Origin of the sequence: Legionella spiritensis, assembly GCF_900186965.1 — a bacterium.
Taxonomy (GTDB): Bacteria; Pseudomonadota; Gammaproteobacteria; order Legionellales; family Legionellaceae; genus Legionella_C; species Legionella_C spiritensis.
The window spans coordinates 1,660,839-1,673,834 of sequence record NZ_LT906457.1 but is presented as its reverse complement, the minus strand read 5'-3'; the positions used below and the strand labels follow the sequence as shown (position 1 = coordinate 1,673,834).

The following is a 12,996-nucleotide window of genomic DNA, read 5'->3' as shown; positions in this document are numbered from 1 at the left end:
CCTTATTGACTCACTTCGGAGAGGATTTCTCCACGGAGTATCATTTCCTTGATAACGGCAATATCCGGTGCAAAATAACGATCCTTGTCGTAAGGTTTGACAACATCTCGCACTCGCTGATAAATGTTGTGCAAAGGAGGCGATGTAGTCAGAGGCTGATGAAATTCCAGTCCCTGACACGCGGCAAGAAGCTCTATGGCGAGAATAGTTGCCGTGTTGTCGTTCATGGCATGCAGTCTTCTGGCTGCATTGGTGGACATCGACACATGATCTTCCTGATTGGCCGAAGTCGGCAGGCTATCCACACAATGAGGATGAGCCAGTGCCTTGTTATCGCTCGCACAGGATGCTGCTGTAACATGGGCTATCATAAATCCTGAATTGAGCCCTCCCTCTTTCACCAGAAATGCGGGAAGCCCGCTGAAATTCCTGTCAATTAAGAGCGCAATACGCCGCTCGGCGTTGGATCCGATTTCAGCTACGGCCAATGCCAGATTATCTGCGGCCATAGCAATAATTTCGCCATGGAAATTGCCTCCGGACAGAATATCACCCTGCTCTGGAAAGACCAGGGGGTTATCTGAAACGGCATTCGCTTCAACCTGAAGCGTATCGCTAACGAATTGGATCTGATGTAAAACGGCTCCCATAATTTGGGGCTGGCATCTCAGTGAATAGGGGTCTTGCACACGATGACATCCACGGTGTGACTCTCTGATAACGCTTCCCTCAAGAAGCGCCTTGTACCTGCGAGCTACCCGGATCTGGGCTTCATGTCCTCTTGCCTGGTGAATCCGGTCGTCAAAAGGCGCGTCACTGCCTGACGCTGCGTCAACCGACATGCTGCCGGTGATCATGGCTACTTCAAAAAGCTGTTCAGTCTGAAACAACGCATCCATGCACAACGCACAGGAAACCTGCAGGCCGTTTAATAAGGCAAGTCCCTCTTTGGGCGCCAATTCAAGCTTCGTTAAACCGGCTATACGCAAGCCTTCCTCCGCAGACAGGATACGTCCCTGATGCCTGACGTCACCAACACCAAGCAACGGCAGCGACATATGGGCGAGAGGTACCAAATCACCGGAGGCCCCTACCGATCCCCTGCCAGGAATACAGGGATAAACGCCATGGTTGTACAGCGCTAAAAGCGCTTCAATCAGTTCGAGCCTGACACCTGAAAAACCCTGCGCCAGACTGTTTATTTTCAATAACAGAATAAGTGCAACCACCGGATCCGGCAGTAAATCACCGGTACCACAGGCATGCGAAAGCACGATATTTTGCTGCAATTGCAATAAATTTTCGGAAGATATAATCTGATTTGCCAGAGAGCCAAAACCAGTATTGATGCCGTATACAATTTTTTTGCTGTCAACCACCGTTTTGACAGTATCGCGGGACGCCTCGATTTTCGGCAGGCAAGATTTGTCAAGTCGGCAAGGAATGCCGTTTTTTACCAGCCATTGATAATCCTTTAACGTCATTTGGTCAGGTTTGATGGTAAACATATCACTCATTATCAGACGCTCCTTTCCTCAACCATAGGCAGCCAAAGTTTGTTTTCCTGCGCGCATTGCCTGGCAAGATCATAGCCGGCGTCGGCATGACGCATGACGCCTGTAGCCGGATCATTGAAAAGGACTCTGGCCAGTCGTCTGGCCGCCTGTTCCGTTCCGTCGGCGACTATGACTACTCCGGCATGCTGTGAAAATCCCATACCAACCCCGCCGCCGTGATGTATGCTGACCCATGTCGCCCCGCTGGCACAATTCAAGAGCGCATTGAGCAAAGGCCAGTCCGAAACCGCGTCACTGCCGTCTTTCATCCCTTCCGTTTCTCGATTGGGACTGGCAACGGAACCGGAGTCCAGATGGTCACGGCCGATAACAACAGGCGCTTTAAGCTCTCCGGTTCGTACCATATCATTAAACGCAAGCGCCAAACGCGCCCTGTCTTTTAAACCTATCCAGCAGATTCTGGCCGGCAAGCCCTGAAACGCGATTTTATCCCTCGCCATATCCAGCCAGCGATGCAAATGATGATCATCGGGAATTAATTCCCGTACCTTGTTGTCCGTGGCATAGATATCTTCCGGATCGCCGGATAATGCGACCCATCGGAAAGGCCCTATGCCCTCGCAGAACAATGGTCTGATGTAGGCCGGTACGAATCCCGGGATGGTAAACGCGTCATCAACCCCCTCTTCAAAAGCCATCTGCCGGATATTATTGCCGTAATCAAATACCGGTATTCCCATATTATGAAATGCGATCATCGCCTTCACCTGCACAGCCATTGATTTCCTGGCGGCGGATACGACTTTCTCCGGTGCCGATAGTCTCAACTCACGAGCCTGTTCCAGTGTCCATCCGGACGGAAGATAACCATTCAGCGGATCGTGGGCGCTTGTCTGATCAGTTATTATGGACGGTTTGATGCCTCGTTGCAGTAATTCCGGGTAAATGTCCGCGGCATTGGCCAGCAAAGCAACGGAAAGCGGTTTTTTTTCACGACAGGACTCTTCTATCCAGCGTAATGCTTCATCCAGATTATCGCTATATTTATCGAGATAACGTGTGGCCAAACGTTTTTTAATCCGTGACAAATCACACTCCACCGCAAGGACGCTGGCACCAGCCATGGTTGCCGCGAGCGGCTGGGCGCCGCCCATACCGCCCAATCCGGCCGTCAAAACCCAATGCCCTGATAAATCACCATGAAAATGTTTTTTTGCGGCGGCGGTAAATGTTTCGTAGGTACCCTGGATAATGCCTTGCGATCCGATGTAAATCCAACTGCCCGCAGTCATCTGACCGTACATCATCAATCCTTTTTTATCCAGTTCGTTGAAATGTTCCCAGCTTGCCCATCTTGGTACCAGATTGGAATTGGCGATAAGTACTCTTGGCGCCTCTTCGTGGGTCGTAAAAACACCGACCGGTTTTCCGGATTGAATTAACAGGGTTTGATTGCTATCCAGATTTTTCAGCACATCAACAATTTTATCAAAGCACTCCCAGTTTCTCGCCGCTTTGCCAAGTCCCCCATAGACGATAAGTTGCGAGGGATTTTCAGCTACGTCTTCATCAAGGTTGTTATGAAGCATGCGCAAGGCGGCTTCCGTTAACCAGCTTTTGGCCTGCAAACGTGTGCCGCGATTTGCTGACAGAGATCGAGAATTATTTGTCTTGTTCATCATGATTCCATTTAAAGGGTAATACTTTGATTGTCCAATTCGCTGTTTTATGACGCGCCTAGTCTACACTACTGGCTGACCTTGGTGAACTATGACCTGCTATTTTGCAAACAGTTGTGTTAGCATTGTCTTTTGTGTCCAAATTGTTGAGTTAAAGTGCATACTGGAATCAAACATCCTATTTCATTACGTGTTTTTTTTGCCACAGAAATGTGGGAGCGCTACGGGTTTTATGTTGTACAATCCCTCTTGGCCCTGTATCTTGCCAAACATTATCACTGGTCTGACAAAAACACCTACGCCCTGGTCGGATCATTCACGGCCCTGACGTACTTGTCCCCGGTCGTTGGCGGATGGGTAGCCGACCACATCCTGGGCCAGAAACGAACGGTATTATCCGGTGCGGTATTTCTCTTTTTCAGTTATATCACCCTAACGGTTTGCTCATCGAAACAATCCATGCTGGGCGCGTTGGCGGGGATAGCCGTTGGAACCGGTCTTCTCAAATCCAACATTTCCTCCTTATTGGGTAATGAGTACCCTGTTGATTCGCCGAAACGTGAAAGCGGTTTTACCATTTTTTACATGGGTATTACCACAGGCATTATTCTGGGAACCACGGTACCAAGCTATATTACCCGTTATTTTGGCTGGCCGGCTACGTTTGCAAGCGCCGCTTTCGGGATGCTCATTGCCTTTGCCGTTTTTCTATTTGGAATCAAACGTTATCGCATTGCCGATTATCAGCCGTTTCACTTTAACCTGTTTAAACTGTTGAGCGCGTTGATATTGATTATGCTGCTCTGGTTGTTTTCCGTTTGTATTCTATCCTACAGCGGATTTGCCGATTTTGCATTTCTGGCTATCGTCGCGCTGTCCTCGATCTATCTCCTGTATACCGCCTCCCGCGAATCGGGGGAACAAGCGCAGCAAACACTGGTCATCGGTATTTTATGTATTATTTCAGTCATGTTCTGGACATTTTATTTTCAAATGTTTTTGTCGCTGACTCTTTTTATCGCCCGGGTTGTTGAACCGAAAATTTTTGGCATCCCCTTTCCCCCACCTTATTATGTGAGTGTCCAGAGTGCTGGCATGATAGTGTTCGGTTATCTTCTGGTACGAAAAAAATCACACCCGAATTCGGAACAAAATCGAAAAAAAATTGGTGACAAATTTGTTTTGTCCCTGCTTTTTATGAGTCTTTCCTATGGCATTATTATGCTCGTATGCCGGGTAACCCATGGCAGCAGCCTGTTATCGCCGCTTTACTTTATTCCGGCTTATTTGCTGATTTCCATAGCCGAGCTTTTTCTATCTCCTGTCGGCCTTTCGGCCGTTACCATTCTGGCCAGTCGTCACCGGGTCAGTACCATGATGGGTATATTTTTTGTTTCTCTGGGTACGGGCGGGTATCTCTCGGGTAAACTGGCAGGCATTACCGCAATCAGCAATCATTCATTGCCGGTCTCGGCGTTAAAGGAACATTACGCGCAGGGATTTACAACACTGTTTCTATTACTGGTTACAGCGACGATTGTTTGTTATTTTCTTAACCGGGTCATTTGCAGGTTAATGGCCGTGAAACAGGATGGATTGGAAAAGTTCTGAAGTTATTGAAAATTTGTTTTAAAATGCTTTGAGACTTTTATAAATTATTGTTATCATCCAACGCTTTTTGTGAATAAGTATTTTCCATACCATGCCAAACCAACCCGGATCATTACAACTCCTTTTGTCGATTCTTGATGAAATGCAAGCGATAGATATCAAAACCATTGATGTCAGTCATCAGACGACGGTAACCGACTATATGATTCTGTGTAGCGGCCGCTCCTCAAGGCATGTCAAATCCATTGCCGAGGCAGCCATGGAGAAAATGAAATCGAATGGATTTTCAGCACTCGGTTCTCACGGCGTTGAAACAGGAGATTGGGCGCTGGTGGATTTTGGCGACTTTGTTTTACACGTTATGCAGCCCGATAGTCGAGCTTTTTATAATCTTGAAGGTTTATGGAACCACGACGGCTGATTCATCAGGTAATCAGGCTTTTCCCTGACATGGATTATGGTATCGACGCGCGATGTTAAAAATAACCGTCATTGCCTGTGGTAATAAAATGCCTGGCTGGGTAGGCGAGGCCGTACGCGAATATACAAAACGGCTGAGGGAATTCGCGCACGTACAGATTATTGAAATTCCTTTAATGAAACGCTCCGGTGCGAGCGATATCGAACGAATCATGGATAAGGAAGCGCAACAGATTGCTCACGCTATTCCAGGCGGTGCGCGAGTGATTGCCCTTGCTATCAACGGACAAATGTTCAGTAGTGAAACGCTTGCGGCCAGGCTGGAGTCTTTGCAACAGACATCAAGCCATCTCTGTTTCATTATCGGCGGCCCCGAAGGTTTGGCGACCCGGATTCTTGCCCGAAGTCAGGAGCTATGGTCATTGTCGGGGTTAACGTTACCTCATCCGCTTGCCCGTGTTGTTCTGCTGGAGGCAATCTATCGTGCTCTGGCAATAATTAATCATCACCCTTACCACAAATGAACTTTTCCGTTAAGATGTACGTCACTATTTTTCAGCCCTGTTACGCAGTAAATGACCATGCGACTGAATAATCCGGTAAAAAATGATCGTCAGGAAGTCCGAATTCATCGCTTTCGTCTGAATATACTGGTTTTCTTTATTGTTTTATTATCCGCAGCGCTGATACTGCGTCTGGGGTACCTGCAAATTTCCCAGTTTAAACGATACGAGACCATGTCTCTGAAAAATCAGATGAATATCATACCAATCGCCCCACCCAGAGGAATTATTCTGGATAGAAATGGTGTTGTTCTGGCTGAAAACATTCCCGTTTATGTTCTGGAGATTATTCCGGAGCGAGTCGGGAACATGGATGAAACCCTTGCCGGGCTTCGAGCGCTTCTTCCCTCTATCAGCGACGATGACATGGAAAATTTCAAACGCGCCCGCAATCAAAATCGTTCTTATGTCCCTATCCCACTCAAATTGAAACTGACCCAGGACGATGTTGCTACCTTTGCAATTAATCAATACCGATTTACCGGCGTTAGCATCAAAGCCCGTTTAATGCGCTTTTACCCCATGGGAGAAATTACCGCGCATTTTCTGGGTTACGTGGGTCGTATTAACGTGCAGGAGTTGCAACATGTCGACAATGCAAATTATCGCGCCACCAACTTTATCGGCAAGGTCGGCATCGAAAAATATTATGAGGACATACTGCACGGCCAGGTCGGCTATCAACAGGTCGAAACGGACGTCAGCGGCAGAACAGTTCGGGAGCTTAACAAGCAAAACCCGGTTTCGGGTGAAAAACTGTATTTAACGATTGACAGCCGCCTGCAAAAAATTGCCTTTGAAGCAATGAAAGGCAAGCGTGGCGCGGTGGTTGCCATGAATACCACCAGCGGCGACATTCTCGCTATGATTAGTGCACCCAGTTATGATCCGAACGTTTTTGTGCAAGGCATTACCTTATCGGAATACAAAAAACTGTCCGGCTCGCAAGAAAGACCATTATATAATCGGGCTGTAAGAGGATTATATCCACCAGCATCGACCGTGAAGCCGTTTGTCGGACTTGCAGGTCTTGAGAAAGGTGTTATTGATACCAATTGGAAAGTTTATGATCCAGGCTGGTACAAACTACAGGGAATGAGCCATGTCTATAAAGACTGGAAAAAACGTGGTCATGGTTTCATTAATCTTAAACGGGCTATTACCGTGTCCTGCGATACTTATTTTTATCAACTCGGCTATAAATTAGGTATTTCCGGTATTGAAGATATGCTAAGTCAGTTCGGTTTTGGTCAACTAACGCATGTTGACCTGTATGAGGAGGCACCGGGTATTTTACCCAGTGCCTCCTGGAAAAAAAGAACCAAGGGGTTGTCCTGGTATCCCGGGGACACGCTCATTACGGCCATAGGCCAGGGATTTATGCTGGCTTCTCCCCTGCAACTGGCCAACGCAACCGCAACCATGGGCCAGAAAGGCAAGCGTTATCGTCCCCACCTTCTTCACAAGTCGGTGCAAAGTGAGCGGGGAGAAACCCGCAAATACAATGTGCTTGAAGAATATCCCATCCGCCTTAAAGATAAAAACAACTGGGATATTATCGCGGATGCCATGCACTCGGTTATTACCAGCAATGAGGGAACAGGCTATCGTTTTGGCCGCAATACACCCTATACGGTGGCGGCAAAAACCGGAACCGCACAAGTGTTTGGCGGTAAGCATTATGAAAATAAACGCAATCAGGTTATTCCCGAGTTTTTAAGAGATCATTCCCTGTTTATCGGTTTTGCGCCTTATGAAAAGCCGGAAATTGCCATAGCGGTTATGGTTGAGAATGATCATCAAGCCTCCAATGTGGCTCGTAAAGTCATGGATGCCTATTTCGAACTGAAAAAAAGTGAATCCTCGTCATGAATCACCATCACCCTCGTCCTGTTTATCGTTTTACCCGTAAATCCATTCATGTGGATCCCCCTTTGCTGGGTTTGTTATTAGCCGTTATTGCTTTTGGTATTCTTATTTTATATAGCGCTTCCAATCAGGATATGGGTATGGTTGTCCGGCAATTGATGCGGCTGTCTTTTGCGTTGTTCGTTATGATGGTTTTCGCTATGGTTCCGCCTCATAAATACAAAATATGGACACCATGGATTTATTTTCTGGGTTTGACGTTGCTCATTGCCGTAATGCTGATGGGAAAAATAGGAAAAGGCGCTCAACGCTGGCTTGATCTGGGTATATTTCGATTTCAGCCTTCAGAAATCATGAAGCTGGCCGTTCCGATGATGGCCGCATGGTATTTTGACCGAAAACCGATCCCTGTTGACCTGAAAAGCCTGGCAATAGCTGCCGTGTTAATTTTTATTCCGGTCGTACTAATAGCAAGGCAGCCTGATCTGGGGACAGCCATTATGGTTTTATGCGCCGGATTAAGTGTTATTTTTCTTGCCGGGGTCAGTTTTCGTATTTTGCTGGCACTGCTCAGCCTGATCGCGGTATCCGCTCCCCTCTTATGGCATTTTTTACACGATTACCAAAGGCAGAGGATTTATACCCTGCTCAACCCGGAACAGGATCCGCTCGGTTCCGGTTATCATATTATCCAATCAAAAATCGCTATAGGCTCCGGTGGTGCGTTCGGTAAAGGCTGGCTGGCCGGCAGTCAATCCCATCTGAATTTTTTACCCGAACATGCGACGGATTTTATTTTTGCCGTCAGCGGCGAGGAATTCGGTTTTATAGGCAGTACGCTGTTAATTATGCTGTTTATACTGGTTTCCTTGCGCGGGCTTTATATCGCCAGGCATGCGCAAACCAGTTATACGCGCTTGCTCGCAGCCAGTTTGGCCATGACCTTTTTCCTATCCGCATTCGTCAATATAGGGATGGTCATGGGGCTATTGCCGGTTGTCGGGATCCCGCTGCCTTTAATCAGCTACGGCGGCACGGCCATGGTGACTTTTCTGGCCAGCTTTGGCATTCTGATGTCGATTAGTTCCCATCGAATTTTATTCACATCCCTATCTTAAACTTCTTCCCTTCCCAGCAAATTCGCGACTGGCGCGTACGATTTTCGGTGAACAGGACAGGGGCCGAGCGCCATGAGCGCATTGCGATGCCTGAGCGTTGGATACCCTTTGTGTTCAGCAAAACCATAACCGGGATAAAGCGCATCCATTGCTTCCATCTCTTCATCACGAGACACTTTGGCTAAAATGGATGCCGCGCTTATTTCAGCAATCAGCAAGTCCCCCTGAACAATGGCTTCGCAAGGCACAGAGATTTCAGGTATATAGATGCCATCTACCATGACTTTTTCGGGTTTGACAGTTAACCCTTCTATCGCTCGCTTCATAGACAATAACGTCGCATGATGAATATTCAACTCATCGATTTCTTCTACTTCCGCCCGTCCATAAGCATAACAAACCGCTTCACTTCTGATAATTTCCGCCAGTTTTTTTCGTTTCAGGGCAGTGATTTTTTTAGAGTCCGTCACTCCTGCAATCGGTTTGGCAAGGATAACCGCCGCCGATACCACCGGTCCGGCTAACGGTCCTCTGCCTGCCTCGTCAACCCCCGCAATCAAATACGACATAATTTATCAATCCCTGTTAGAATTTTCATAAAAAGAGTGCTAATAATAACGATTTAAAATTGATTTATCACCCGGGAAATGCGATCATGCGCACAAATTATTACCAGTTATAAGAGCTATGAGCGTTTTAAAGTGTGCTGTTATTGGTGTGGGGTACCTTGGCCGTTTCCATGCCCAGAAGTATAAAATGTTATCCGACGTGGATTTGGTTGCCGTCTGTGATGTGAATCAGGAAGCCTGTGACGCGGTAGCGGCCGAGTTAAACGTTCCCGGTTATTATCATTTTGAAGAATTGTTTGGCAAGGTTGACGCGGTCAGTATCGCGGCCACAACCAATCAGCATTTTGTTATAGCCAGACAATGTCTTGCCCAAGGTATTCATGTTCTGATTGAAAAACCGATTACTGAAACGGTTGAACAGGCTGATGAATTAATTGCCTTGGCCGAAAAATACGATGTCAAACTGCAAGTCGGGCATTTGGAGCGTTTTAATTCTGCACGCCTCGCACTGGAAGAGTATCTTGAACAGCCCCTGTTTATCGAATCCCAACGCCTCGCGCCTTTCAATCCGAGAGGGACGGACGTGAATGTTATTCTCGATTTAATGATTCATGATATTGATATTATCCAGGCCATTGTGAAATCCCCTATCATCCATATTGACGCTCATGGCGCTCCGGTGCTGTCGCAATACGTTGATATTGCGAATGCGCGAATTACATTTGAAAATCAGTGTGTGGCCAATGTGACGGCCAGCCGTATCAGTTACAAAACCGAACGCAAGACACGGATTTTCCAGCCACAATCCTATATTTCCATTGATTACCATAACAAACAGTTTGCTTTGTTTCAAAAGGGAGAGGGGGAAATGTTTCCAGGAATTCCCAATGTGGTACGTCACGAATCCATCTTTGAAAAAGGCGATGCCTTGCTTGAGGAAATTAAAGCGTTTCTTCAATCCATAAAGCAGGATACCACACCTTTAGTCACCGGGCGTGAAGGGCGAAACGCTCTGGAAACCGCGGCTAAAATTTCTTCTTTAATTCATAACAACCTCGTATCCCGCCGCCATGCAACCACCTAAAAAGGTTGTTATTATTGCCGGAGAAGAATCGGGCGATAAATACGCGGGCAACCTGGCGTCTTATTTGTTAAAGCAGGAGCCCACCCTGAAAATAAGCGGCATCGGTGGGCGGCATATGGCAGAGGCCGGTGTCACATTAATCAGCGATTTGGCACGTTTTGGCGTCACCGGACTGGTTGAAGTCTTAAGGCATATTGTTGTTATAAAAAAAGCTTTCAAGGCCATCAAGGCTCATCTGCGGACGGAAAAACCGGACTTGCTGGTGTTAATAGACTATCCGGGGTTTAATCTGCGTCTCGCAAAATTCGCCAAACAGAAACTTGGACTGCGTATTATCTATTACATCAGCCCGCAAATCTGGGCATGGAAAGCGAGTCGTATACATACCCTTAAAGCGTGTGTGGACAAAATGGCGGTCATACTGCCTTTTGAAAAGAACATTTATCAGCAAGCCGGTGTTCCAGTATCGTTTGTCGGCCACCCTCTGGTAGACAATATTCCTCACTACCAGGATCCGATGGAATTACGGAAAGCCTTGTCTCTTCCAGTAGATGGCAAGCTTGTCGCCCTGCTTCCCGGCAGCCGGCGTAATGAAATCGAACGCCATATGCCCGTGCTGGTAAAAACAGCCGAGTTACTTAGTCGCCAACATCAAGCCATTCACTTTGTGATCCCGGTTGCGGCTACCATTCGTTCCGAACAGATACAATCCTACCTTCAGGGAGCCAAAAACGTGCGTTTTACCCTGATTGAGGGAAAAATGTTACCATCAGCAGCCTGTAGTGATGGTGTTGTCGTGGCTTCCGGTACCGCGTCTCTGGAGTGTGCCCTGTTGGCGAGGCCGATGTGTATTATCTATAAGACGTCGCTATTAACCTATATTGCCGCGGTTAAACTTATCAAGGTCAAATTTCTGGGACTGTGTAATTTATTAATGAACGACATGGTGGTGCCTGAATTTCTGCAATACGATTGCAATGCCGCTGAAATCGCCAGAACGGTATCCGATTGGCTAACGGATCCGAAAAAGGCGCAGAGTATGGTCGCCAGATTACAATCGCTGAAACAGTCACTCTCCGGCGAGGAAGCTGATTTGTCCATTGAAGCGTTGGTTGCAAGGGAGTTGGGAGTAGAGGTACGAAGAACATCTGTAAAAAGAGAACGCTTTGCGATATATCCCTGACAAAAATGCCCTGATTACATATGAACAATAACCCTCAAGGAGGCCGGCGGCCGCCTTGAGGGTTTCAATGGATGGCCTCCGGCTCAGGTAATCAAGTGTGATTCATGGCTCGGATATAATAAGGAAAATTCGTTTGCTCCATGGCGTCCTTTTTCTTCCATTGCCTGTATCTGTTTTCAGCCTGATTGATTGCGGTAATGCTTCCTGTGGCAAGCGCCACCGATGCTGTTGAAAAAAACGTTGATCTACAGGTATTGATACACGATTGCCGCAATATGTGTCCGAACATATTTTCTCCATCTTTGTTAAGTCACGTAACATTTATGTTAATATTTTTTACAATAAATGCAAGCATTGATTTTGCAGGGGAACTTGTTTCATCTCCCCTGCTGCTAACTGACTAACGTACCAATTATTTGGAAGGACTGCTTGGTGCCGGTGTATCAACCTTATCCTTATAGAACCTTGCCAATGGCTCGTCGCCCATGACATGGAACATCAGTTGAAGCATCCCGAAGATAACCATGGAGTTGGCTGTCCTCAACGGTAACTCCACTTTGGATCGCATCAGGAAAGGCAGGATGGAGTCTTTAATGCCTACAGTTTTGACGTGGTTTATCTGTTCCTTGAAAAACCCAAGAGTAGACACACGACTTAATTTTCCCTGGCTATCCACACGTGATTTCAATACCATGGCATCGGCGACACTGTTAGGTACGTGAGTTATTGCAGCAGCTATAGCACCGGTAGCAGCACCACCCACAAAATTATTCATTGCAGGATTTTGTGAAAAATTCGCCATCCAGCCGGTTATAAAATTGGATAAATAACAGATGGAATAAAAATTGACGCCACCTGCAAGGGTTTTAACCGGGTAAGCCATAGCGAAAAGTTGCCGCATATTATGAAAATTCATTTTAAAGGGTGTACCGGTTTTTATGATGTCGGCGGCTTGAAGCTTTCCTTTATTAGCAAATATCTGAGAAACAGCCAAATCACCTTGTGCAAATATCAGCGGCTGTAGATAAGGGTATCGGGCAAAAAAGCTCGTGACTTGCCCTTTTCCCCGGCCATGCTCGGTTCTCTGCCCTACTTGTTCCTCATTGGAAGTGTTTACCGTTTTTGCGGCTCCACTAATCGCTCCGCGCTTCTGTCCAGCAATGACATTAGACGTTAAGCCTTTTAATAAATTAGCACCAAATATAAAACGGTTAGTTCCTGTTCCTCCCATTTGGGAATTGGTCAACATAACATTCAAGGGCGTGGTCAGGAATGAAATACTGGCTGAAGTCATGGAGATTTTGACGAACATGTTCGCTGCCCACCACCCATTTCCTGGTTGAGGAGTATAAGTAGGCTCCGATTGTGGCATCTTTTGTGGTT

Annotated in this window: 12 protein-coding genes; 7 read left to right on the top strand and 5 right to left on the bottom strand. The window is 46.9% G+C overall.

Going from position 1 to position 12,996, the window contains the following annotated elements; translation table 11 throughout:
• Positions 1-2: 2 nt before the first annotated feature.
• Positions 3-1,517, bottom strand: coding sequence for a histidine ammonia-lyase (gene hutH / locus CKW05_RS07585; RefSeq protein WP_058483491.1), 1,515 nt, complete (start codon positions 1,515-1,517; stop codon positions 3-5).
• A 2-nt stretch (positions 1,518-1,519) separates the two neighbouring features.
• Positions 1,520-3,196 (bottom strand): urocanate hydratase, encoded by a 1,677-nt coding sequence (hutU, locus tag CKW05_RS07580; protein ID WP_058483490.1) that lies wholly within the window; start codon positions 3,194-3,196, stop codon positions 1,520-1,522.
• Positions 3,197-3,352: 156 nt separating this feature from the next.
• On the opposite strand from hutU, the gene CKW05_RS07575 reads away from it, so the two are divergent.
• The 5 genes from CKW05_RS07575 to rodA all read left to right on the top strand — a co-directional run bounded on the left by CKW05_RS07575 (position 3,353) and on the right by rodA (position 8,777).
• On the top strand, positions 3,353-4,807 hold the full coding sequence (locus tag CKW05_RS07575) for a peptide MFS transporter (RefSeq protein WP_082642772.1): 1,455 nt from the start codon (positions 3,353-3,355) through the stop codon (positions 4,805-4,807).
• A gap of 91 nt (positions 4,808-4,898) precedes the next feature.
• Positions 4,899-5,228 carry a ribosome silencing factor gene (gene rsfS, locus CKW05_RS07570; RefSeq protein ID WP_058483489.1) on the top strand — a complete coding sequence of 110 codons (330 nt, stop codon included), beginning with the start codon at positions 4,899-4,901 and terminating at the stop codon, positions 5,226-5,228.
• Between the two features lie 52 nt (positions 5,229-5,280).
• On the top strand, positions 5,281-5,751 hold the full coding sequence (gene rlmH / locus CKW05_RS07565; RefSeq protein ID WP_058483488.1) for a 23S rRNA (pseudouridine(1915)-N(3))-methyltransferase RlmH: 471 nt from the start codon (positions 5,281-5,283) through the stop codon (positions 5,749-5,751).
• Positions 5,752-5,808: 57 nt separating this feature from the next.
• The gene (gene mrdA, locus CKW05_RS07560; protein ID WP_058483576.1) at positions 5,809-7,662 is read left to right on the top strand and encodes a penicillin-binding protein 2; all 1,854 of its coding nucleotides are present in this window, start codon (positions 5,809-5,811) and stop codon (positions 7,660-7,662) included.
• Entirely contained in the window at positions 7,659-8,777 is a 1,119-nt protein-coding gene (gene rodA, locus CKW05_RS07555; protein WP_058483487.1) for a rod shape-determining protein RodA, read from the top strand. The genes mrdA and rodA overlap by 4 nt, the downstream gene beginning before the upstream one ends.
• On the opposite strand, the gene rnhB is transcribed toward rodA, so the two are convergent.
• Positions 8,774-9,346 carry a ribonuclease HII gene (gene rnhB / locus CKW05_RS07550; protein WP_058483486.1) on the bottom strand — a complete coding sequence of 191 codons (573 nt, stop codon included), beginning with the start codon at positions 9,344-9,346 and terminating at the stop codon, positions 8,774-8,776. The genes rodA and rnhB overlap by 4 nt on opposite strands.
• A gap of 118 nt (positions 9,347-9,464) precedes the next feature.
• On the opposite strand from rnhB, the gene CKW05_RS07545 reads away from it, so the two are divergent.
• Together CKW05_RS07545 and lpxB are read left to right on the top strand one after the other, a co-directional pair.
• On the top strand, positions 9,465-10,430 hold the full coding sequence (locus CKW05_RS07545; RefSeq protein ID WP_058483485.1) for a Gfo/Idh/MocA family protein: 966 nt from the start codon (positions 9,465-9,467) through the stop codon (positions 10,428-10,430).
• Positions 10,417-11,613 (top strand): lipid-A-disaccharide synthase, encoded by a 1,197-nt coding sequence (lpxB, locus tag CKW05_RS07540; protein ID WP_058483484.1) that lies wholly within the window; start codon positions 10,417-10,419, stop codon positions 11,611-11,613. Before CKW05_RS07545 ends, lpxB begins: the two co-directional genes overlap by 14 nt.
• Positions 11,614-11,704: 91 nt before the next feature.
• Here the strand turns inward: lpxB and CKW05_RS07535 are convergent, their stop codons facing one another.
• Positions 11,705-11,902 (bottom strand): hypothetical protein, encoded by a 198-nt coding sequence (locus tag CKW05_RS07535; RefSeq protein WP_058483483.1) that lies wholly within the window; start codon positions 11,900-11,902, stop codon positions 11,705-11,707.
• A 123-nt stretch (positions 11,903-12,025) separates the two neighbouring features.
• Positions 12,026-12,925 carry a hypothetical protein gene (locus CKW05_RS07530; RefSeq protein ID WP_058483482.1) on the bottom strand — a complete coding sequence of 300 codons (900 nt, stop codon included), beginning with the start codon at positions 12,923-12,925 and terminating at the stop codon, positions 12,026-12,028.
• Positions 12,926-12,996: the final 71 nt, after the last annotated feature.

What these genes read in the sequence shown, in the direction of transcription:
- hutH (WP_058483491.1), bottom strand. Translation starts at nt 1,517, where the DNA reads ATGAGTGATATGTTTACCATCAAACCTGACCAAATGACGTTAAAGGAT.
- hutU (WP_058483490.1), bottom strand. Translation starts at nt 3,196, where the DNA reads ATGAACAAGACAAATAATTCTCGATCTCTGTCAGCAAATCGCGGCACA.
- rsfS (WP_058483489.1), top strand. Translation starts at nt 4,899, where the DNA reads ATGCCAAACCAACCCGGATCATTACAACTCCTTTTGTCGATTCTTGAT.
- rlmH (WP_058483488.1), top strand. Translation starts at nt 5,281, where the DNA reads ATGTTAAAAATAACCGTCATTGCCTGTGGTAATAAAATGCCTGGCTGG.
- mrdA (WP_058483576.1), top strand. Translation starts at nt 5,809, where the DNA reads ATGCGACTGAATAATCCGGTAAAAAATGATCGTCAGGAAGTCCGAATT.
- rodA (WP_058483487.1), top strand. Translation starts at nt 7,659, where the DNA reads ATGAATCACCATCACCCTCGTCCTGTTTATCGTTTTACCCGTAAATCC.
- rnhB (WP_058483486.1), bottom strand. Translation starts at nt 9,346, where the DNA reads ATGTCGTATTTGATTGCGGGGGTTGACGAGGCAGGCAGAGGACCGTTA.
- CKW05_RS07545 (WP_058483485.1), top strand. Translation starts at nt 9,465, where the DNA reads ATGAGCGTTTTAAAGTGTGCTGTTATTGGTGTGGGGTACCTTGGCCGT.
- lpxB (WP_058483484.1), top strand. Translation starts at nt 10,417, where the DNA reads ATGCAACCACCTAAAAAGGTTGTTATTATTGCCGGAGAAGAATCGGGC.
- CKW05_RS07535 (WP_058483483.1), bottom strand. Translation starts at nt 11,902, where the DNA reads ATGTTCGGACACATATTGCGGCAATCGTGTATCAATACCTGTAGATCA.
- CKW05_RS07530 (WP_058483482.1), bottom strand. Translation starts at nt 12,925, where the DNA reads ATGTTCGTCAAAATCTCCATGACTTCAGCCAGTATTTCATTCCTGACC.